Origin of the sequence: Streptantibioticus rubrisoli, from assembly GCF_024436055.1 — a bacterium.
Taxonomy (GTDB): domain Bacteria; phylum Actinomycetota; class Actinomycetes; order Streptomycetales; family Streptomycetaceae; genus Streptantibioticus_A; species Streptantibioticus_A rubrisoli.
In genome coordinates this window covers 71,222-90,359 of the sequence record NZ_JANFNH010000025.1, presented here as the reverse complement: position 1 = coordinate 90,359, position 19,138 = coordinate 71,222, and the positions used below count along the sequence as shown (strand labels likewise).

Below are 19,138 nucleotides of genomic sequence, written 5' to 3'. Positions count from 1 at the left end.
GGCCCCGCCCCACGACAGACCGCGCGCAACGGAAGGACCCGCATGCGGCACGCATACACCGTAGAGACCGTCCGAGCAGCCGAACGCACCCTGATGTCCCGCCTCCCCCCGGGCACCCTGATGCAACGCGCCGCCGCAGGCCTGGCCGCTGCCTGCGGCAGCCTCATGCACGGCACCTACAGCAGGCGCGTCGTCGTACTGGCCGGATCCGGCGACAACGGCGGCGACGCCCTCTACGCCGCCGCCCGCCTGGCCCGCCGCGGCGCCGGAGTCACCGCCGTACTGCTCACCCCCGACAAGGCCCACCCCGGCGGCCTGGCCGCACTACGCCGCGCGGGCGGCCGAACCCTCCCCCCGGAGCCGGAAGCCGCCGACCAGGCGATCGCCCAAGCCCACCTGATCCTGGACGGGATCGTCGGCATCGGCGGCAGAGGCGGACTGCGCCCGCAGGCCGCCCACCTCGCCCGCACCGCCCGAGAGTCCCGCGCCACCGTCGTGGCCGTCGACCTGCCCAGCGGTATCGACCCGGACACCGGCGAGACCCCCGGCGAAACCGTGCACGCCGACGCCACCGTCACCTTCGGCAGCTACAAGCCCGGCCTGCTCATCGACCCGGCCGCCGAACACGTCGGCGCGCTACGGCTGATCGACATCGGCCTGGGCCCGTACCTCCCGCCCCCCGAGCTGGAAGCGCTCCAGCACGCCGACGTGGCCGCGCTGCTCCCCACCCCCGTCGGGGAGACCGACAAGTACCGGCGCGGTGTGGTCGGCGTGGTCGCCGGTTCCGAGCGCTACCCGGGCGCGGCGGTGCTCGCGGTGGGCGGCGCACTGCGCGGCGGCGCGGGCGCCGTGCGCTACGTGGGACCGGGCGCCGAAGCGGTCATCGCCCGCTACCCCGAGACGCTGGTGACCTCCGGCCCACCGTCGAAGGCGGGCCGCGTCCAGGCATGGGTGGTCGGCCCGGGGCTCGGCGACGACCGGGCGGCCCGCCAGGCGGTCGCCGAGGTGCTCGGCTCCGACGTACCGGTCCTGGTGGACGCCGACGCCCTGCGGCTCGCCGACCGCGACCAGATCCGCCGCCGTACCGCCGCCACCGTCCTGACCCCGCACGCCGGTGAGGCCGCCGCGCTGCTCTCCGCGGACCGCGCGGACGTCGAGTCGGCCCGGCTGGCGCACGTGAAGCAGCTGGCCGAGGCGTACCAGGCCACCGTGCTGCTCAAGGGCTCGACCACACTCATCGCCCAGCGGGGTCACCCGGTGCGGGTGAACCCCACCGGAACCGCCTGGCTGTCCACCGCGGGCAGCGGCGACGTGCTGTCCGGCCTGACCGGCTCACTGCTGGCCGCGGGCCTGACCGCACGCGACGCGGCATCCGTCGGCGCGTACCTGCACGGCCTGGCTGGCCGTGAGACCCCCGTGCCGTTCGGCGCGCACGAACTCGCCGACCGCATCCCGCAGGTGTGGCGCTCGGTGCACCCCCGCACATGAACGCCGGGTTACCCGGTCGCACAATGGTTCCCGTGTCATCACCGACAACCGCCGCCCGCCGCGAGGCGACCCCGTACGTGGACCTGTCCCGCGCCGAGTGGAGCGCGCTGCGCGAGCGGACGCCGTTGCCGCTGACCGCCGAGGAGGTCGAGCGGCTGCGCGGGCTCGGCGACCTGATGGACCTGGACGAGGTCCGGGACATCTACCTGCCGCTGTCCCGGCTGCTCAACCTGTACGTGGGCGCCACGACCGGGCTGCGCGGCGCGCTGAACACGTTCCTCGGCGACACCCGCACCGGGCACGGCGCACAGTCCGGCACGCCGTTCGTCATAGGCGTGGCGGGCAGCGTGGCCGTCGGCAAGTCGACCACCGCCCGCATCCTGAAGGCCCTGCTGGCCCGCTGGCCGGAGCACCCCCGGGTGGAACTGGTCACCACCGACGGCTTCCTGCTGCCCAAGGCCGAACTCCAGCGGCGCGGTCTGATGTCCCGCAAGGGGTTCCCGGAGTCGTACGACCGACGGGCGCTCACCCGGTTCGTCGCGGACGTGAAGGCGGGCAAGGAGGAGGTCAGCGCGCCGGTCTACTCGCATCTGATCTACGACATCGTGCCGGGCGAACGGCTCACGGTGCGGCGCCCCGACATCCTGATCGTCGAGGGACTGAACGTGCTGCAGCCCGCGCTGCCGGGCAAGGACGGACTGACCCGGGTCGGTCTCGCCGACTACTTCGACTTCAGCGTGTACGTGGACGCGCGCACCGAGGACATCGAGCGGTGGTACCTCGACCGGTTCCGGATGCTGCGGCGGACCGCGTTCCAGAACCGGCTGTCGTACTTCCACAAGTACACCGAGGTGCCCGAGGAGGAGGCGGTCGACTACGCGCGCATGCTGTGGCGCACCATCAACCGCCCCAACCTGGAGCAGAACGTGGCCCCCACCCGGGGCCGGGCGACGCTGATACTGCGCAAGGGCCCGGACCACAAGGTCCAGCGACTGTCACTGCGAAAACTCTGAGAAAGCACCGCACGTCTGAGAAGCCACCGCCGAACCCCTGAGAACGCACCGCGGAGTCCATGAGAACGCACCGCGGACCCCACGAGAAGGCACTGGGGGGCCGGGCAAGCCCGGCCCCCCCCAACTCACCTAGCCCAGCGTGGACTTGACGACGTCCGCCAAGCGGCTGGCGACGGCGTGGGCCTGGTCGATGTCGGCCGCCTCCACCATCACGCGGACCAGCGGCTCGGTGCCGGACGGACGCAGCAACACCCGCCCGGTGGTGCCCAGTTCACGCTCCGCCTCGCCGACCGCGGTAGTCAGCTCCGGCGTGCTGGCCACCCGGGTCTTGTCCACATCGGGTACGTTCACCAGCACCTGCGGCAGCCGCTCCATCACGCCCGCCAGCTCGGCCAGCGGGCGACCGGTGGCGGCCACCCGGGCGGCCAGCATCAGACCGGTCAGCGTGCCGTCACCGGTGGTGGCGTGGTCGAGGATGATGACGTGGCCGGACTGCTCGCCGCCGAGCGCGAAGCCGTTCTCCTTCATCGACTCCAGCACATAGCGGTCGCCGACCGCGGTCTGCACCAGCTCGATGCCCTCGCGCTCCATCGCCAGCTTGAACCCGAGGTTGGACATCACGGTGCCGACGACGGTGTTCTTGCGCAGCGTGCCGGACTCCCGCATCGCCAGCGCGAGCACCGCGAGGATCTGGTCGCCGTCGACCTCCTCGCCCTTGGCGTCCACCGCCAGGCAGCGGTCGGCGTCCCCGTCGTGCGCGACGCCCAGGTCCGCGCCGTGTTCCACGACCGCGGCGCGCAGCTTGTCGAGGTGCGTGGAGCCGCATTTGGCGTTGATGTTGAGGCCGTCGGGGTCGGTGCCGATGGTGACCACCTCGGCCCCGGCCCGCGCGAACGCCTCCGGGGAGACCCGGGCGGCGGCGCCGTGCGCCCCGTCGATGACGATCTTCAGCCCGTCGAGGCGGTTGGGCAGCACGCCGATCAGATGGGCGACGTAGTTGTCGAAGCCCTGGTCGTAGTCGCGTACCCGGCCCACTCCGGCGCCGGTCGGACGGCTCCACGGCTGACCGGTGGAGTGCGCGCGGTAGGTCTCCTCGATCCGGTCCTCCAACTCGTCGGCGAGCTTGTGGCCGCCGCGGGCGAAGAACTTGATGCCGTTGTCGGGCATCGGGTTGTGGCTGGCGGACAGCATGACTCCGAGGTCGGCGCCCAGCGCACCGGTGAGATACGCCACCGCAGGGGTGGGCAGCACACCGACCCGCAGCACGTCCACGCCCGCGCTGGCCAGTCCCGCCACGACGGCGGCCTCCAGGAACTCGCCCGAGGCACGCGGATCACGCCCGACGACGGCCACCGGCCGATGATCGTCGAAAGTCCCCGCCTCACCGAGAACGTGCGCCGCGGCGACCGACAGGCCGAGCGCGAGCTCGGCGGTCAGGTCGGCGTTGGCGACACCGCGGACTCCGTCCGTACCGAAGAGTCGTCCCACTGTGCTTCCTCCGAGAAGTTGGGGGTCTGGGTGACTTGTCCCCCGGGTAATGCGGTCCCAAAAAGCACCGGTTAAGCGAACGCCCCGGAGGCGCACAAAGTGCCTCCGGGGCGTGTCGACAAGGCGTGATCAGCGCTTGCTGTACTGCGGCGCCTTGCGGGCCTTCTTCAGACCGGCCTTCTTGCGCTCGATCTCGCGAGCGTCACGGGTCAGGAAGCCGGCCTTCTTCAGGGTCGGACGGTTGTTGTCGACGTCCGCCTCGTTCAGGGCGCGAGCGACGCCCAGGCGCAGCGCACCGGCCTGGCCGGAGATGCCGCCACCAGCGATGCGGGCGATGACGTCGTAACGGTTGTCCAGCTCAAGAACCTTGAACGGCTCGTTGACTTCCTGCTGGTGCACCTTGTTGGGGAAGTACTCCTCCAGGGTGCGGCCGTTGATCTTCCACTTGCCGGAGCCCGGCACGATGCGGACGCGGGCGACGGAGCGCTTGCGGCGGCCGGTGCCGGCGGCCGGCTGCGGCTCGCCGAAGCGGGAGGCCAGGGACTCGGAGGTGTACTCCTCCAGGCCCGCGACGGTCTCGGTGGTGTACTCGCCGGCGAACTCGTCCTCGGCGAGCGGAGCCTCAGGGGTGGTCTCAGCCACGATTCTCCTCAGATGCTTTCTCTAGTAGACGGTGGCTGGGACTCAGCCCTGCGAAATCTGGGTGATCTCGAACGGCACCGGCTGCTGGGCGCCGTGCGGGTGCTGGTCGCCCGAGTACACCTTGAGCTTGGACAGCATCTGGCGGCCCAGGGTGTTCTTCGGCAGCATGCCCTTGACGGCCTTCTCGACGGCCTTCTCCGGGTTCTTCTCCAGCAGCTCGTCGTAGCGGACGGAGCGCAGACCACCCGGGTAGCCGGAGTGGCGGTACGCCATCTTCTGGGTCCGCTTGTTGCCGGACAGGTGCACCTTGTCGGCGTTGATGATGATGACGAAGTCACCAGTGTCGACGTGAGGCGCGTACACCGGCTTGTGCTTGCCCCTCAGGAGGGACGCGGCCGTAGAGGCCAGACGGCCCAGGACAACGTCCTGCGCGTCAATGACGTGCCACTGGCGCTGGACATCGCCGGGCTTGGGGCTGAACGTACGCACGGTCGTAGCCTTCGCTTCTTCAGTGAGTGGGTCCTGACAAGACCACCCGGACGATCACGACAGCCTTGGCGGCGCACGGTTGACGCATACCGTGTGCTCCTGCTGGTCATCGGCCCGGTGGACCGGCGTAACGGCCTCTCACGTGAGAACGAGCAAGCCAATACGCATAAATTTCGAACCTGAAGCGTACCTGGGCAGCGCCGCGCAGGTCAAAACGCGGCCCGGGACCCCGCGGCCCTGGCCTCCGCGGCCCCACCCTGCTCGGGCACCAGCACCCGGCGGCCGCGCATGCACCGCCAGGCCAGCAGGGCCGCCAGGCCGCACAGCATCGCCGCGTCCTTGAAGGCCCGCCGGGTCACCGGCACCAGCAGCGGCCACTGGATCACCGGCACCTGCGGCACCAGCGCCAGCCAGAACCACGGTGTGCGCGCCACCGAGTCCGGCACCACCGCGGAGGCCAGCAGGGTGGGCAGTACGACCAGCGCGTAGTGCTCGAACGACGGACGGGAGACCAGGAAGGCGCTGAGCATCAGCATCGCAGCGGTCTCCACCAGCCGCAGCCGCTCGGCCCGATGGGTACCGCCGATTCCGGCGCCCGACCAGCGCCGCCAGGCGCACCACACCCCGGCTCCGGCCGCGGCCAGGGCGACCAGCAGCGCCACGTCCGGCGGCACGCCGAGCCGGGGCAGTACGGCGATCAGCGATGCGTCGAAGGGGCGGGCGAACTGGTCCTGGCCGTGCAGCAGGAAGGGCAGCGTGCGGGAGAAGAAGAAGGTGGGGTTCGGCATGGTGACCGCCGCCGCGACCGAGGCCACCGCGGGGACGGCCGCGGCCAGGGCGAAGGCCCGCGGGCGGCGGGCGAACAGGAACAGCAGGGCGAACGGGACGAGCATCGGCTTGAGCGCGATCGCCACGCCGGTCACCGCACCGGCCGCGGTCCACCGGGATCGGGTGATCAGCAGCAGGGCGCAGGGCAGGGCGGCGGCGCTGGCGGCCGTCCAGTTGCCCAGCAGCACCAGGCTGCGGAACGGGGCGAAGAACGCCAGGCCAGCACTGACCAGGACGCCGAGGCGGCTTCGACCCGGTACGTCGAAGACGCGCAGGGCGCACCACCAGCCCGCGAGCACCAGCGCGGTGGTGACGCCCGGCACCAGGGCGCGCAGCAGGTGGGCGGGGAGCAGCGCCTCGGGGACGGCGGCGAGCACACTGCTGGGCAGGTAGAGGAAGCGGCGGTCGGAGTAGGGCGAGCCGCCGTCGAGGAAGCGGTGCGCGGCCCGGACGACGAAGGCGTTGTCCATTCCGTCGGTACCGCTGCGGCGGTAGGCCTCGAAGATCACGACGAGCAGCAGCACGGCGGTCGCGGCCTGCATCGGCCATGAGGCACGTTGGACCAGCCAGGCCGTCACGCCTGGTTCTTCCGATTTGCCCGAATTCACACGTCGCATGCTAAGACGCCACCGGCCTCGCCGGTGCCGTCCAACACGCAGCAACCACCCCGGGCCTGCGCCCCGGACCCCCTTGTGCTGGGCGGCTCTCTGCGGGGCCTGCGCCCCCAAGCCCCGCCGCCGGGGCTTCGCCCCGGGCCCCGGAGGCTGCGGTGAGTGCGATACCGCCGGTCACCACCATCGTGGTCGCTCACCGTCGCGGCGGGCATTTTTGGGGCCTGCGCCCCAAACCCCCATCAGGGCTTCGCCCCTGGCGTCCTAGCGGTCGCGGGTGACGCGGGGCTCGTCCCAGATGGGGTGGGGGACCTCGCGGACCGTGCCGTCGGCGGCGAAGAGGAGGAAGCGGTCGAAGGCGCGGGCGAACCAGCGGTCATGGGTGACCGCGACCACCGTGCCGGAATAGCCCTCCAGGCCAGCCTGGAGGGCATCCGCGCTCTCCAGGTCCAGGTTGTCCGTCGGCTCGTCCAACAGCAGCGCGGTGGTACCGGCCAACTCCAGCAGCAGGATCTGGAACCTCGCCTGCTGTCCCCCGGAGAGGTTCTCGAAGCGCTGGTCGCCCTGCCGTTCCAACTCGTACCGCCGCAGCGCGCTCATCGCCTTGCCGCGGTCCCGGGCGTGCTCGGTCCACAGGATGTCCACCAGCGTGCGGCCCAACAGCTCCGGACGCAGGGGGGTACCTCCCATGCCCTTTAGGCTATGGGGGAGGGTCTGCGCGAAGTGCCCCGGCACCACCCGCGCCCCCAGCCGCCACTCGCCGGTGTGCGCCACGTCCTCGCCCGCCAGCAGCCGCAGGAAGTGCGACTTGCCGGAACCGTTGGAGCCGAGCACGGCGACCCGCTCCCCGTAGAAGACCTCCAGGTCGAACGGCTTCATCAGGCCGGTGAGCCCAAGCCCCTTGGCGGTCAACGCCCTTACCCCGGTGCGGCCGCCCGTCAGCCGCATGGAGATCCGCTGCTCACGCGGCGGCTCCTGCGGCGGACCCGCGTCCTCGAACTTCTTCAGCCTGGTCTGCGCCGCGTGGTACCGCGACGCCATGTCCGCGCTGTTCGCCGCCTGTTGGCGCAGCCGCAGCACCAACGCCTTCAGCCTGCCGTGCTCCTCGTCCCAGCGCCTGCGCAACTCCTCGAAACGGGCGAACCGTTCCCTGCGCGCCTCGTGGTACGTGGCGAAGCCACCACCGTGCACCCACACATCACTGCCCGCGGGCCCTGGCTCGACGCTGATGATCTTCTGCGCCGAACGGGCCAGCAACTCCCGGTCGTGGCTGACGAACAACACCGTCTTACGGGTCTGCGCCAGCCGTTCCTCCAGCCAGCGTTTGCCGGGCACGTCAAGGTAGTTGTCCGGCTCGTCCAGCAGCAGCACCTCGTCCCCGCCGCGTAGCAGCGCCTCCAGCACCAGCCGCTTCTGCTCGCCCCCGGACAGCGTGCGCACCTCACGCCACTGCGCCCGCTCGTACGGCACACCCAGCGCCTGAGTGGTGCACATGTCCCACAGCGTCTCGGCCTCGTACCCCCCGGCCTCCGCCCAGTCGCTGAGCGCCTGCGCGTACGCCAGCTGCGCGGGCTCGTCGTCCTGCGCCATGATCGCCAGCTCCGCGGCGTCCACCGCCGCCGCGGCCTGCCGGATGCGCGGCGGAGCGACGGAGACCAGCAGATCGCGCACCGTACGGTCGTCCCGTACCGAACCGACGAACTGCGGCATCACCCCGAGGCCGCCGCCGACCGTCACCGTGCCGCCGTGCGGGGCGAGTTCACCGGCGATCAGCCGCAACAGCGTGGTCTTGCCCGCACCGTTGGCCCCCACCAGCGCGACCGTGGCGCCCTCGCCGACCCGGAAGGAGACATCGCCGAGCAGCACCCGGCCGTCCGGCAGGTAGTACTCGAGGTGTGCGGCGTCCACGTGGCCCATGGCGGGATTCTCACCTGTCGGCACCGCCCGCCCAAAGCGGTTTTCACCCGGGTCCCGAGGACCAATCGCAGCTAATAGGATGCGCGCCATGACGGAAGGCCCTTCGCAGCCGCACAACCCCGGTCCCGGCGGGTACGGATACCCGGGGCCGCAGCAGTCGTTCGGCTACGGCTACCCGCCGCAACAGCCGCAGCGGCCGGGGGAACCCGACTGGTCGGCGCTCGCGGAGCGTACGGAGGCCAGCCACCGGCGCCGCAAGCTGCTGCTCATAGGCGGCGGCGTGCTCGGTGCCGCCGCGATAGCGGGCATCGTCGCCACCGCCGTCATCGCCACCGGCCACCCCAACAAGCCGCAGCCCGGCCCCACCGACCAGGCCACCGGCACGACCCCGCCCACCCCCACCGCCAGCTTCCCGGCCGTCACCCCGCCGCCCCCGCCGAACCCGCTGGCCGTCATCTCCGACGCGCACAAGGACACCGCGCCGATCACCCCGGACAGCCTCTTCCCCGGCGACCGGGTGACCGTGCAGGGCCGCACCTACGCCAAGGCCACCACCGACTCCACCGGCCGTTGCTCCGACGCCGCCGCGGGCGGCCTGGGCGGCGTACTGGCCGACAACGGCTGCCGTAAGCTGCTGCGCGCCACCTACACCAGGGGCGGGGTGGCGGTCACCGTCGGCGTCGCCGTCTTCGACACCAAGTCGGCCGCGGACGCCGCCAAGAACCAGGCCCAGGGCTATGTGCTACCGCTGTCCGGCGGCGGCGTGGGCACCTTCTGCCACGCCGTGGCCTGCCGGTTGAGCGCCAACTCCATCGGCCGCTACGCCTACTTCACCACCGCGGGGCTGGCGAACGGCGGTGCGCTGAGCGCCTCGGACACCCAGGCGCTCCAGGCGGGCAACGACATCGCGACGTTCGCCTTCAACGAGATCGTGCAGCGGGGCAACAACACCCAGCGCTAGAAGGGGTGTTGGAGGCTTGCCCCCAACAAGCCTCTCCCGTCTCCCGTCTCCCGCCGCGACGCCGGGCAACCACGACGGCGGAGACCGGTGCGGTACCGAACCAACCGCAACCAGCCACCGTCAACACCCCGGCAGGGTCCGCTTGTTGCGCGCCTCTGCGGCCCGCGCTGCCAGCAACTCGTCGGCCGGGTAGCCGACTTCCTCCAACGTCAGGCCGTGCGGCCGCACCACGTTGACCGCCGAGTGCCGCACCCGGCCCGCCAGCACCTCGCCGGGGAAGCCCACCGGCCGGTGCCCGTCGCCGACCAGCAGCATCGCGCCGACCAGTGCCCGCACCATGTTGTGGCAGAAGGCGTCAGCCCGCACCGTCGCCACCGCCAGGCCATCGGCGGTGCGCTCCCAGTGCAGCTCCAGCAGCCTTCGGATGGTGGTGGCGCCCTCGCGCTTCTTGCAGTACGCGGCGAAGTCATGCTCGCCGAGCAGCAGCGTCGCCGCCTCGTTCATCAGGTTGACGTCCACCGGCCGGTCATGCCACAGCACGTGCCCGCGCAGCAGCGGATCCGCCCCGCCCGGGTGGTCGCCCACCCGGTAGGCGTACCGCCGCCAGATCGCCGAGAAGCGCGCGTTGAACCCCGCGGGCGCCTCCCCGACCCGCCACACCCGTACGTCGTGCGGCAGCCGCCCGGCCAGGCGGCGCAGCAGCTTGCCGCTCTCCCGGGCCCAGACCTCCTCCGGCAGGTCCACATGCGCGACCTGGCCCCGGGCGTGCACCCCGGCGTCGGTGCGCCCGGCGACCGTCAACTCCACCGGTTCCGGCAGCCGCAGCACCGTGGTGATGGCCGACTCCAGCTCGCCCTGTACGGTCCGGCGCGAGCGCTGCCGCGCCCAACCGGAGAACTGCGCGCCGTCGTACGCCAGATCGAGCCGTACCCGTACGAAACCGGGTGCCACGTCTTCGCTCACGCGGTGAATCCTCTCAAACACGCCAAACGCCGGGTGGGCTCCACTGAGCCCACCCGGCGAAGGTGACGGTGCAAGCGTCAGGCCTGGTCGGCCTCGGGCTTGGCGTCCTCGACGGCCTCGGTCGTCTCGGCAGCCTCAGCCTTGGCCTCGGCCTCCTTCACGGCACGCTTGGCGGCCGCCTCAGCCTCGGCAACGGTGGCCTTCTTGGCGATCTCGCCCTCCACCAGCTCGATGACCGCCATGGGCGCGTTGTCGCCCCGACGGTTACCGATCTTGGTGATGCGGGTGTAGCCACCCGGCCGCTCGGCGTAGCGCGGAGCGATCTCCGTGAACAGCGTGTGGACCACGCTCTTGTCGGTGATCTTCTCCAGCACCAGGCGACGGTTGTGGATGTCGCCCTTCTTCGCCTTGGTGATCAGACGCTCCGCGTACGGACGCAGACGGCGCGCCTTGGCCTCGGTGGTGGTGATGCGGCCGTGCTCGAAGAGCGACTTGGCGAGGTTCGCCAGGAGCAGCTTCTCGTGCGCGGCGCTGCCGCCCAGACGGGCACCCTTGGTGGGCTTCGGCATGGGGATTTCTCCTTCTAACTGCACCGGCCGTGTCAGGTACCGGTGTCAGGACCCGTAGAGCGGTCGCCCTACGGCAGTCTTGCGCCGGACGGGCTAATAGAGCCCGTCCGGCGATTGAGGACGAAGCCTCACTCCGGTGGGCGGGACCGATTTGCTCCGGGCGCGCCCGGAACCGATCCCGCGCCGGAGGCGAATCAGTACTGCTCGGTCTCGACGAAGCCCGTGTCGTCGTCATCCGCGCCGAACGCGTCGGCCGCGGCGGTCGGGTCGAATCCGGGCGGGCTGTCCTTGAGGGCCAGGCCCATACCGGCCAGCTTCGCCTTGACCTCGTCGATCGACTTCGCACCGAAGTTGCGGATGTCGAGCAGGTCCGCCTCGGAGCGGGCCACGAGCTCACCCACGGAGTGGATGCCCTCGCGCTTGAGGCAGTTGTAGGAGCGGACGGTGAGCTCCAGCTCCTCGATCGGCAGCGCCAGGTCGGCGGCGAGCGCCGCGTCCGTCGGGGACGGACCCATGTCGATGCCCTCGGCGTCGACGTTGAGCTCGCGGGCCAGACCGAACAGCTCGACCAGGGTCTTACCGGCCGACGCCATGGCGTCGCGCGGACGCATGGCCTGCTTGGTCTCGACGTCGACGATCAGCTTGTCGAAGTCGGTGCGCTGCTCGACACGGGTCGCCTCGACCTTGTAGGTGACCTTGAGCACCGGGCTGTAGATGGAGTCGACCGGAATCCGGCCGATCTCCTGGCCCTGCTGCTTGTTCTGGACGGCGGAGACGTAGCCGCGACCGCGCTCGACGGTCAGCTCCATCTCCAGCTTGCCCTTGCTGTTGAGCGTGGCGAGCACCAGGTCCGGGTTGTGCACCTCGACACCGGCCGGCGGCGCGATGTCAGCGGCGGTGACCAGGCCCGGGCCCTGCTTGCGCAGGTACATCACGACCGGCTCGTCGTGCTCCGAGGAGACGACCAGCTGCTTGATGTTCAGGATCAGGTCGGTGACGTCCTCCTTGACGCCCGGCACGGTGGTGAACTCGTGCAGAACGCCGTCGATCCGGATGGACGTGACCGCCGCACCGGGGATCGAGGACAGGAGCGTACGACGCAGGGAGTTGCCGAGGGTGTAGCCGAAGCCCGGCTCCAGCGGCTCGATGACGAACCGGGAGCGGTACTCGTCCACCACCTCTTCGGTCAGAGAGGGGCGCTGAGCGATCAGCATGTGTTCTTTCCTTCAGTCGTGGGCGCCCGCTATATGACGCCCGCTGTACTGACAAGGGTACGGGCGGTACGACACACGAGACGTCGTACCGCCCGTACCACTTCGAGCCCTTACTTGGAGTAGAGCTCGACGATCAGCTGCTCCTGCACCTGGGTGTCGATCACCTGGCGCTCGGGCAGCGAGTGCACGAGGATCCGCAGCTTGGCGGGGCTGGCCTCCAGCCACGCCGGAACCGTCTTCTCGCCGGCCTCGGCAGCGGCGACCTGGAACGGGGTCAGCTGCTTGGAGGAGGCACGGACCTCGATGATGTCGTTCGGGGAGACCCGAGCCGACGGGATGTCCGTCTTGCGGCCGTTCAGCAGGATGTGGCCGTGGCGGACCAGCTGACGGGCGTGGTCGCGGGACTTGGCGAAGCCAGCCCGGTACACCACGTTGTCCAGCCGGGACTCCAGGATGCGGAGCAGGTTCTCGCCGGTCTTGCCGGACTTCCTGTTCGCCTCCTCGTAGTACCCGCGGAACTGCTTCTCAAGGACACCGTAGATGCGCGCGCACTTCTGCTTCTCGCGCTTCTGCAGCAGGTACTCGCTGTCCTTGGTGCGCCCGCGACCGTGCTCACCCGGGGGGTAAGGACGGATCTCGATCGGGCACTTCGCGCTCTCGCACTTAGCTCCCTTGAGGAAGAGCTTCTGCTTCTCCCGACGGCAACGCTTGCAGTCGGCCCCGGTGTAACGCGCCATTGTCTTGGTTCTCCTACTTCAGCTGGTCAGACGCGGCGGCGCTTCGGCGGGCGGCAGCCGTTGTGCGGGGTCGGGGTGACGTCCTGGATCGAACCCACCTCAAGGCCGGTGGCCTGCAGCGAGCGGATCGCGGTCTCACGGCCGGAGCCGGGACCCTTGACGAACACGTCGACCTTGCGCATGCCGTGCTCCTGCGCCCGACGAGCAGCAGACTCGGCGGCCATCTGCGCGGCGAACGGGGTGGACTTGCGCGAGCCCTTGAAGCCGACGTGGCCGGCGGAGGCCCAGGAGATCACGTTGCCGGTCGGGTCGGTGATCGAAACGATGGTGTTGTTGAACGTGCTCTTGATGTGAGCGTGCCCGTGGGCGACGTTCTTCTTCTCCTTGCGGCGCACCTTCTTGGCGCCGGCCTGACGGCCCTTCGGAGGCATAGGTAATTACTCCCGTGGAGGTGGTCGGTCCTACAGCACGGACCGCTTGCAGCGTCCTGCTGACGGACTACTTCTTGCCCGGCTTCTTCTTGCCGGCGATGGCGCGACGCGGGCCCTTGCGGGTGCGGGCGTTGGTGTGGGTGCGCTGACCGTGCACCGGCAGGCCACGGCGGTGCCGCAGACCCTGGTAGCAGCCGATCTCCACCTTGCGCCGGATGTCCGCCTGGATCTCGCGGCGGAGGTCACCCTCGGTCCGGTAGTTGGCGTCAACCCACTGGTTGATCTTGACGAGGTCGTCCTCGGTCAGATCGCGGACGCGGGTGTCCGGGTTCACGCCGGTGTTCTTCAGGGTCTCCTTGGCACGGGTGCGACCGATGCCGAAGACGTAGGTCAGAGCGACCTCGACGCGCTTTTCGCGCGGGAGGTCAACGCCTGCGAGGCGTGCCATGAATCTGGCTCCTGTTGATGTCGGAGGTCTTCCGCAGCACCGTTCCCGTAAGACTCGTCTAAGGCTTACGAGCCGGGTCCCCGGCCTCCACCGGGGGTGTCGTCCCCGCGCTCACGCGAGGGGTCGGGTGACTGCGTATGTACGTTGTGCGTCGCGCGAAGAACTGCGAGTGCAGATCAGTCGTCGTGCGTCAGCCCTGGCGCTGCTTGTGGCGCAGGTTGTCGCAGATGACCATGACCCGGCCGTGACGGCGGATCACCTTGCACTTGTCGCAGATCTTCTTGACGCTCGGCTTGACCTTCATGGGATGTGAGGTTCTCCGGGTCGTGCCAGCACCCCACGGGAGCGGGGTACGGGCTGAGATCTACTTGTAGCGGTAGACGATCCGACCGCGCGTCAGGTCGTACGGAGACAGCTCCACCACAACCCGGTCGTCCGGCAGGATGCGGATGTAGTGCATGCGCATCTTGCCGCTGATGTGCGCGAGGACCTTGTGCCCGTTCTGGAGCTCCACCTTGAACATGGCGTTCGGCAGAGACTCGATCACGGTGCCCTCGATTTCGATGGCCCCTTGCTTCTTGGGCACGCTTCGCCTTTCGAGATCGGCTACCTTGATCGACTCGCGGATACGCATGCGGGCATGCGGGTATACGTGAGCCGACGCATCAGTCTACGTCAGCTCGCGCGGAATGACGAATCGAGGGTCCCGAGCCTGTGCCAGACGGCATGCCCGGCCCGGAAGATCGTTACGCCAACGGGTCCGGCGCGGCCTTGATGCCGTACTCCGCGAGCTTCGCCTTGCCGCCGCGGAATCCTCTTCACGCGGCCCTCGCGGGCTCGGCGCCCGGGGCGCCTCACAAGCTTCGAGCCGCTGCGCCGGACTCCGTCCGTCGGCCGTGCACTACGCCAACGGGTCCGGCGCGGCCTTGATGCCGTACTCCGCGAGCTTCGCCTTGCCGCCGTCCACGGCGGTGAGGACCAGCGGGCCCTGCTCGGTGAGGGCGACCGAGTGCTCCCAGTGGCAGGCCCATGTGCCGTCGTCGGTCTTGACCGTCCAGTCGTCCTCCAGGACGTGGGTGGTCGAGGCGCCCAGGCTCACCATCGGCTCGATCGCCAGGCACATGCCGGGCACCAGCTTCGGGCCGCGGCCGCGCTTACGGGTGACGTAGTTCAGCAGGTGCGGGTCCATGTGCATCTGCGAGCCGATGCCGTGGCCGCCGTAGTCCTCGATGATCCCGTACTTGCCGGTGGCCGGACGCGGCTGGCGGCGGATGTAGGACTCGATCGCCTTGGAGATGTCGACCAGCCGGTCACCGCTGCGGAACGCGGCGATCCCGGCCCACATCGACTCCTCGGTCACCCGGCTCAGCTCGTGCAGTTCGGGTGCGTGGCCGTCGCCCACGAAGACGGTGATCGCGGCGTCACCGTGCCAGCCGTCGATGATCGCGCCGGCGTCGATGGAGATGATGTCGCCGGAGCGCAGGATCGTTTCGCGGTCCGGGATGCCGTGCACCACGACATCGTTCACCGAGGTGCAGATGTTGCCGGGGAAGCCGCCGTACCCCAGGAAGTTCGGCTTGGCGCCGTGGTCGGACAGCACCTTGGCCGCGATCTCGTCCAGGTCCTTGGTGCTGGCACCCGGCACCGCCGCCTCGGCGCAGGCCTTGTGCATCGCCGCGACGACCAGCCCCGCGGCGCGCATCTTCGCGATCTGCTCCGGGGTCTTGATCTCCACCATCGGCTCGCGCCTTCCGTCTTCAGCCAGTCCTGGGATTACAGCAACAGTACGGCCGCGGTGCCCCTCGGGCGCCGCGGCCAACCGTCTTACGGGGGTGCCCTTCGGCGGAGCACGGCCGTCGAGCTGCCGGTGGTCCGAACCCACCGCAACCCGGCCGAGAGCCGCCGGGAGGGCCTACGCGGCCGCCGAGCGGCCCAGCGCGGCCATGGCGCGCTGCGTGACCTCGTCCACCTTGCCGAGCGCCGAGATCGTCACCACGAGGTCCTGCGCCTTGTAGTAGTCGATGATCGGCTCGGTCTCGCTGTGGTAGACCTCCAGCCGCTTGCGGACCGTCTCCTCCTGGTCGTCGTCGCGCTGGTACAGCTCGCCGCCGCACTTGTCGCAGACGCCCTGCTCCGGCAGGTTCGACACGTGGAAGACGTGGCTGGAGTCCTTGCGGCAGATCCGGCGGCCCGCGATCCGCTGGACCACCTCGTCCTCCGGCACCTCCAGGTCCAGTACCGCGTCCAGCGCCAGGCCGCGGTCGCTCAGGTACCGGTCCAGCGCCTCGGCCTGACCGATGTTGCGCGGGAAGCCGTCGAGCAGGAAGCCGTGCTCGGTGTCCGACTGCGCCAGGCGGTCCTCCGCCATCGCGATGGTGACCTCGTCCGGCACCAGACGGCCGGCGTTCATGTACTCCTGCGCCTGCTTGCCGAGCGGCGTGCCCTGGCTGATGTTGGCGCGGAACAGGTCGCCGGTGGAGATGTGCGGGATCGACAGGTTCTTGGCGAGGTACTGGGCCTGCGTGCCCTTACCAGCGCCAGGCGGCCCGACGAGGACGATTCGCATCAGCGGAGGAACCCTTCGTAGTTGCGCTGCTGGAGCTGGCTCTCGATCTGCTTCACGGTCTCCAGGCCGACACCCACGATGATCAGGATGCTTGTGCCTCCGAAGGGGAAGTTGTTCTGGCTTCCCTGGAAGAACGCGATCGCCACCGTGGGGACGAGGGCGATCAGACCCAGGTAGAGCGAACCCGGCCAGGTGATCCGGTTGAGCACGTAGCTCAGGTACTCCGCCGTGGGTCGTCCCGCCCGGATACCCGGGATGAAGCCACCATACTTCTTCATGTTGTCGGCAACTTCCTCGGGGTTGAAGGAAATGGCCACGTAGAAGAAGGCGAAGAAGACGATCAGCAGGAAGTACAGGGCCAGGTAGATGGGATGGTCGCCCTTGGTCAGGTTGGTGCTGATCCACTGGGCCCACCCGGCCGTGGAGTTACCGCTGAACTGGACGACCAGCGCCGGAATGTAGAGCAGCGACGAGGCGAAGATGACCGGGATGACACCCGCCTGGTTGACCTTGATCGGAATGTAGGTCGAGGTGCCGCCGTAGGACCGCCGCCCGATCATGCGCTTCGCGTACTGGACCGGAACGCGCCGCTGGGCCTGCTCGACGAAGACCACCAGGCAGACCATGGCCAGGCCGACCGCGATGACGATGGCGAACTCGCCCCAACCGCCCACGATCTTGCCGGACTTCTTGATCGCCCACAGTGAGCCGGGGAATCCCGCCGCGATCGAGGTGAACATCAGGATCGACATGCCGTTGCCGATGCCCCGGTCGGTGATCAGCTCACCGAGCCACATGATCATGACGGTACCGGCGGTCATCGTGATGACCATGACGGCGGTGCGGAAGATCGACTGGTCCGGCACGATCTGGTTGCCGACCTGGCAGGTGCGGAACAGCGTGCCGCTCTGCGCGGTGGCCACCAGGCCGGTGCCCTGCAGGATGGCGAGCGCCAGCGTCAGGTAGCGGGTGTACTGGGTGATCTTGGCGGTACCGGCCTGGCCCTCCTTCTTGAGGGCTTCCAGGCGCGGGATGACCACGGTCAGCAGCTGAAGGATGATGCTCGCCGTGATGTACGGCATGATCCCCAGCGCGAAGATCGTCAGCTGCAGGAGTGCTCCGCCGCTGAACATGTTGATCATGCCGAAGAGGCCGCCGTTGCCGCCGGCCTCCTTGATGCACTGGTTGACGTTCTGGTAGTCCACCCCGGGCACCGGAATGTGCGCGCCGAGTCGGAACAGCACCAGGATGCCCAACGTGAACAGCAGCTTCTTTCGCAGGTCGGGCGTCTTGAACGCCCGGGCGAACGCGGTGAGCACGGTGCCTCCTGCGCCTCCCGCTCGACGCGGAAGGTGACGGTCGTGAGGTCGACTGGGTACTGGTGTGGGTACCGAAAGGTACCGACGGGTTTCCTGGCCACCTTACCGGCGACGAAGCCACCCGAGGAATGACCAACCGGGGATGCCCTGACTTCTTTGGGCATCCCCGGTTGGTTCGGTCACCGAGCTTGGGACAAGCTCAGGCTCAGACGAGCTCGGTGACGGTGCCGCCAGCGGCGGTGATCTTCTCCTTGGCGGAGCCGGAGACGGCGTCGACCGTCACCTGCAGCGCCACGGAGATCTCGCCCTGGCCGAGCACCTTGACGAGCTCGTTCTTGCGAACCGCGCCCTTGGCGACCAGGTCGGCCACCGTGACCTCGCCACCCTGCGGGTAGAGCTCGGCCAGCTTGGTCAGGTTCACCACCTGGAACTGCTTGTGAGCGGGGTTCTTGAAGCCCTTCAGCTTCGGGAGCCGCATGTGGAGGGGCATCTGCCCACCCTCGAAGCGCTCCGGAACCTGGTAACGGGCCTTGGTGCCCTTGGTGCCACGACCGGCCGTCTTGCCCTTGGACGCCTCACCACGACCCACACGGGTCTTGGCGGTCTTGGCGCCCGGAGCCGGACGGAGGTTGTGGACCTTCAGCGGCTTGGCCTCCGCCATGTCAGTCAACCTCCTCGACCGTGACGAGGTGACGCACGGTGTGCGCCATGCCGCGGATCTCCGGGCGGTCCTCCTTGACGACCACGTCGTTCAGGCGCTTGAGCCCGAGCGACCGCAGGGTGTCACGGTGGTTCTGCTTGCTACCGATGTAGGACTTGATCTGCGTGATCTTCAGACGGGCCATGCTCAGACACCCGCCCCAGCACGCGCCCGCAGCAGAGCGGCGGGAGCGACGTCCTCCAACGGCAGACCACGACGGGCGGCGATCTCCTCCGGACGCTGCAGCATCTGGAGGGCCTCCACCGTGGCGTGCACGATGTTGATCGGGTTGGACGAGCCGAGCGACTTGCTCAGCACGTCGTGGATGCCGGCGCACTCCAGCACGGCACGCACCGGGCCACCGGCGATGACACCGGTACCGGGGGAAGCCGGCTTCAGCAGCACGACGCCCGCGGCCTTCTCGCCCTGCACGGGGTGCGGGATGGTGCCCGCGATACGGGGGATCCGGAAGAAGTGCTTCTTGGCCTCCTCCACACCCTTGGCGATGGCGGCCGGCACCTCCTTGGCCTTGCCGTAACCGACACCGACCTGGCCCTCACCGTCGCCCACCACGACCAGCGCGGTGAAGCTGAAGCGACGACCACCCTTGACTACCTTGGCGACGCGGTTGATCGCGACGACGCGCTCGACGTACGCGGTCTTCTCAGCCGCGGCGCCGCCGTCGCGCCGGTCCTTCCGGTCCCGCCGCTCGCCGCCACCGGCGCCGCCACCGCGGCGCTGGGGTCCAGCCATT

General features: G+C 69.6%; 22 protein-coding genes. 3 read left to right on the top strand and 19 right to left on the bottom strand.

Translation table 11 applies throughout. The annotated features are described in order from the left end of the window. The first annotated feature begins 42 nt into the window (after positions 1–42). Together NON19_RS20500 and coaA are read left to right on the top strand one after the other, a co-directional pair. The gene (locus NON19_RS20500) at positions 43–1,488 is read left to right on the top strand and encodes an NAD(P)H-hydrate dehydratase (protein ID WP_255930113.1); all 1,446 of its coding nucleotides are present in this window, start codon (positions 43–45) and stop codon (positions 1,486–1,488) included. Positions 1,489–1,511: 23 nt separating this feature from the next. Next, positions 1,512–2,501 (top strand): type I pantothenate kinase, encoded by a 990-nt coding sequence (gene coaA / locus NON19_RS20495; RefSeq protein ID WP_255930107.1) that lies wholly within the window; start codon positions 1,512–1,514, stop codon positions 2,499–2,501. A 129-nt stretch (positions 2,502–2,630) separates the two neighbouring features. On the opposite strand, the gene glmM is transcribed toward coaA, so the two are convergent. The 5 genes from glmM to NON19_RS20470 all read right to left on the bottom strand — a co-directional run bounded on the left by glmM (position 2,631) and on the right by NON19_RS20470 (position 8,476). Next, positions 2,631–3,989 (bottom strand): phosphoglucosamine mutase, encoded by a 1,359-nt coding sequence (gene glmM, locus NON19_RS20490; RefSeq protein WP_255930105.1) that lies wholly within the window; start codon positions 3,987–3,989, stop codon positions 2,631–2,633. Between the two features lie 129 nt (positions 3,990–4,118). Further along, on the bottom strand, positions 4,119–4,631 hold the full coding sequence (gene rpsI, locus NON19_RS20485) for a 30S ribosomal protein S9 (protein ID WP_255930103.1): 513 nt from the start codon (positions 4,629–4,631) through the stop codon (positions 4,119–4,121). Positions 4,632–4,673: 42 nt separating this feature from the next. Then, positions 4,674–5,120, bottom strand: a complete 447-nt coding sequence (gene rplM / locus NON19_RS20480; protein ID WP_255930101.1) for a 50S ribosomal protein L13 — start codon at positions 5,118–5,120, stop codon at positions 4,674–4,676. 209 nt (positions 5,121–5,329) lie between these two features. Then, the gene (locus NON19_RS20475; RefSeq protein WP_372514204.1) at positions 5,330–6,556 is read right to left on the bottom strand and encodes a glycosyltransferase family 87 protein; all 1,227 of its coding nucleotides are present in this window, start codon (positions 6,554–6,556) and stop codon (positions 5,330–5,332) included. A 267-nt stretch (positions 6,557–6,823) separates the two neighbouring features. Further along, a complete protein-coding gene (locus tag NON19_RS20470) occupies positions 6,824–8,476 on the bottom strand; it encodes an ATP-binding cassette domain-containing protein (protein ID WP_255930097.1) in 1,653 nt (550 codons plus the stop codon). Positions 8,477–8,564: 88 nt separating this feature from the next. On the opposite strand from NON19_RS20470, the gene NON19_RS20465 reads away from it, so the two are divergent. Then, complete coding sequence (locus tag NON19_RS20465) at positions 8,565–9,437, top strand: hypothetical protein (RefSeq protein WP_255930095.1); 873 nt, start codon at positions 8,565–8,567, stop codon at positions 9,435–9,437. Between the two features lie 120 nt (positions 9,438–9,557). On the opposite strand, the gene truA is transcribed toward NON19_RS20465, so the two are convergent. From truA to rpsE, 14 genes are all read right to left on the bottom strand, one after another. Then, a complete protein-coding gene (gene truA, locus NON19_RS20460; protein ID WP_255930094.1) occupies positions 9,558–10,400 on the bottom strand; it encodes a tRNA pseudouridine(38-40) synthase TruA in 843 nt (280 codons plus the stop codon). Between the two features lie 77 nt (positions 10,401–10,477). Then, the gene (rplQ, locus tag NON19_RS20455) at positions 10,478–10,969 is read right to left on the bottom strand and encodes a 50S ribosomal protein L17 (protein ID WP_255930093.1); all 492 of its coding nucleotides are present in this window, start codon (positions 10,967–10,969) and stop codon (positions 10,478–10,480) included. A gap of 194 nt (positions 10,970–11,163) precedes the next feature. After that, complete coding sequence (locus tag NON19_RS20450; RefSeq protein ID WP_255930091.1) at positions 11,164–12,183, bottom strand: DNA-directed RNA polymerase subunit alpha; 1,020 nt, start codon at positions 12,181–12,183, stop codon at positions 11,164–11,166. Positions 12,184–12,293: 110 nt separating this feature from the next. Next, the gene (rpsD, locus tag NON19_RS20445) at positions 12,294–12,920 is read right to left on the bottom strand and encodes a 30S ribosomal protein S4 (protein ID WP_255930089.1); all 627 of its coding nucleotides are present in this window, start codon (positions 12,918–12,920) and stop codon (positions 12,294–12,296) included. 26 nt (positions 12,921–12,946) lie between these two features. Then, positions 12,947–13,351, bottom strand: a complete 405-nt coding sequence (gene rpsK / locus NON19_RS20440) for a 30S ribosomal protein S11 (RefSeq protein ID WP_014144338.1) — start codon at positions 13,349–13,351, stop codon at positions 12,947–12,949. A 67-nt stretch (positions 13,352–13,418) separates the two neighbouring features. Continuing rightward, positions 13,419–13,799 carry a 30S ribosomal protein S13 gene (rpsM, locus tag NON19_RS20435; RefSeq protein WP_255930088.1) on the bottom strand — a complete coding sequence of 127 codons (381 nt, stop codon included), beginning with the start codon at positions 13,797–13,799 and terminating at the stop codon, positions 13,419–13,421. Between the two features lie 190 nt (positions 13,800–13,989). After that, positions 13,990–14,103, bottom strand: a complete 114-nt coding sequence (rpmJ, locus tag NON19_RS20430) for a 50S ribosomal protein L36 (protein WP_003956441.1) — start codon at positions 14,101–14,103, stop codon at positions 13,990–13,992. 60 nt (positions 14,104–14,163) lie between these two features. Beyond that, positions 14,164–14,385: a translation initiation factor IF-1 gene (gene infA, locus NON19_RS20425; RefSeq protein WP_014144336.1), complete on the bottom strand. Its 222-nt coding sequence runs from the start codon at positions 14,383–14,385 to the stop codon at positions 14,164–14,166. A gap of 315 nt (positions 14,386–14,700) precedes the next feature. Next, the gene (map, locus tag NON19_RS20420; RefSeq protein WP_255930087.1) at positions 14,701–15,537 is read right to left on the bottom strand and encodes a type I methionyl aminopeptidase; all 837 of its coding nucleotides are present in this window, start codon (positions 15,535–15,537) and stop codon (positions 14,701–14,703) included. Positions 15,538–15,711: 174 nt separating this feature from the next. After that, the gene (locus NON19_RS20415) at positions 15,712–16,365 is read right to left on the bottom strand and encodes an adenylate kinase (RefSeq protein ID WP_255930086.1); all 654 of its coding nucleotides are present in this window, start codon (positions 16,363–16,365) and stop codon (positions 15,712–15,714) included. Next, on the bottom strand, positions 16,365–17,684 hold the full coding sequence (secY, locus tag NON19_RS20410; protein ID WP_255930085.1) for a preprotein translocase subunit SecY: 1,320 nt from the start codon (positions 17,682–17,684) through the stop codon (positions 16,365–16,367). The genes NON19_RS20415 and secY overlap by 1 nt, the downstream gene beginning before the upstream one ends. Before the next feature lie 205 nt (positions 17,685–17,889). Next, positions 17,890–18,345 carry a 50S ribosomal protein L15 gene (rplO, locus tag NON19_RS20405; RefSeq protein WP_255930084.1) on the bottom strand — a complete coding sequence of 152 codons (456 nt, stop codon included), beginning with the start codon at positions 18,343–18,345 and terminating at the stop codon, positions 17,890–17,892. Position 18,346: 1 nt separating this feature from the next. Continuing rightward, on the bottom strand, positions 18,347–18,529 hold the full coding sequence (gene rpmD, locus NON19_RS20400; RefSeq protein ID WP_255930083.1) for a 50S ribosomal protein L30: 183 nt from the start codon (positions 18,527–18,529) through the stop codon (positions 18,347–18,349). A 2-nt stretch (positions 18,530–18,531) separates the two neighbouring features. After that, positions 18,532–19,137: a 30S ribosomal protein S5 gene (gene rpsE / locus NON19_RS20395; RefSeq protein WP_255930082.1), complete on the bottom strand. Its 606-nt coding sequence runs from the start codon at positions 19,135–19,137 to the stop codon at positions 18,532–18,534. Between the last annotated feature and the right edge of the window lies 1 nt (position 19,138).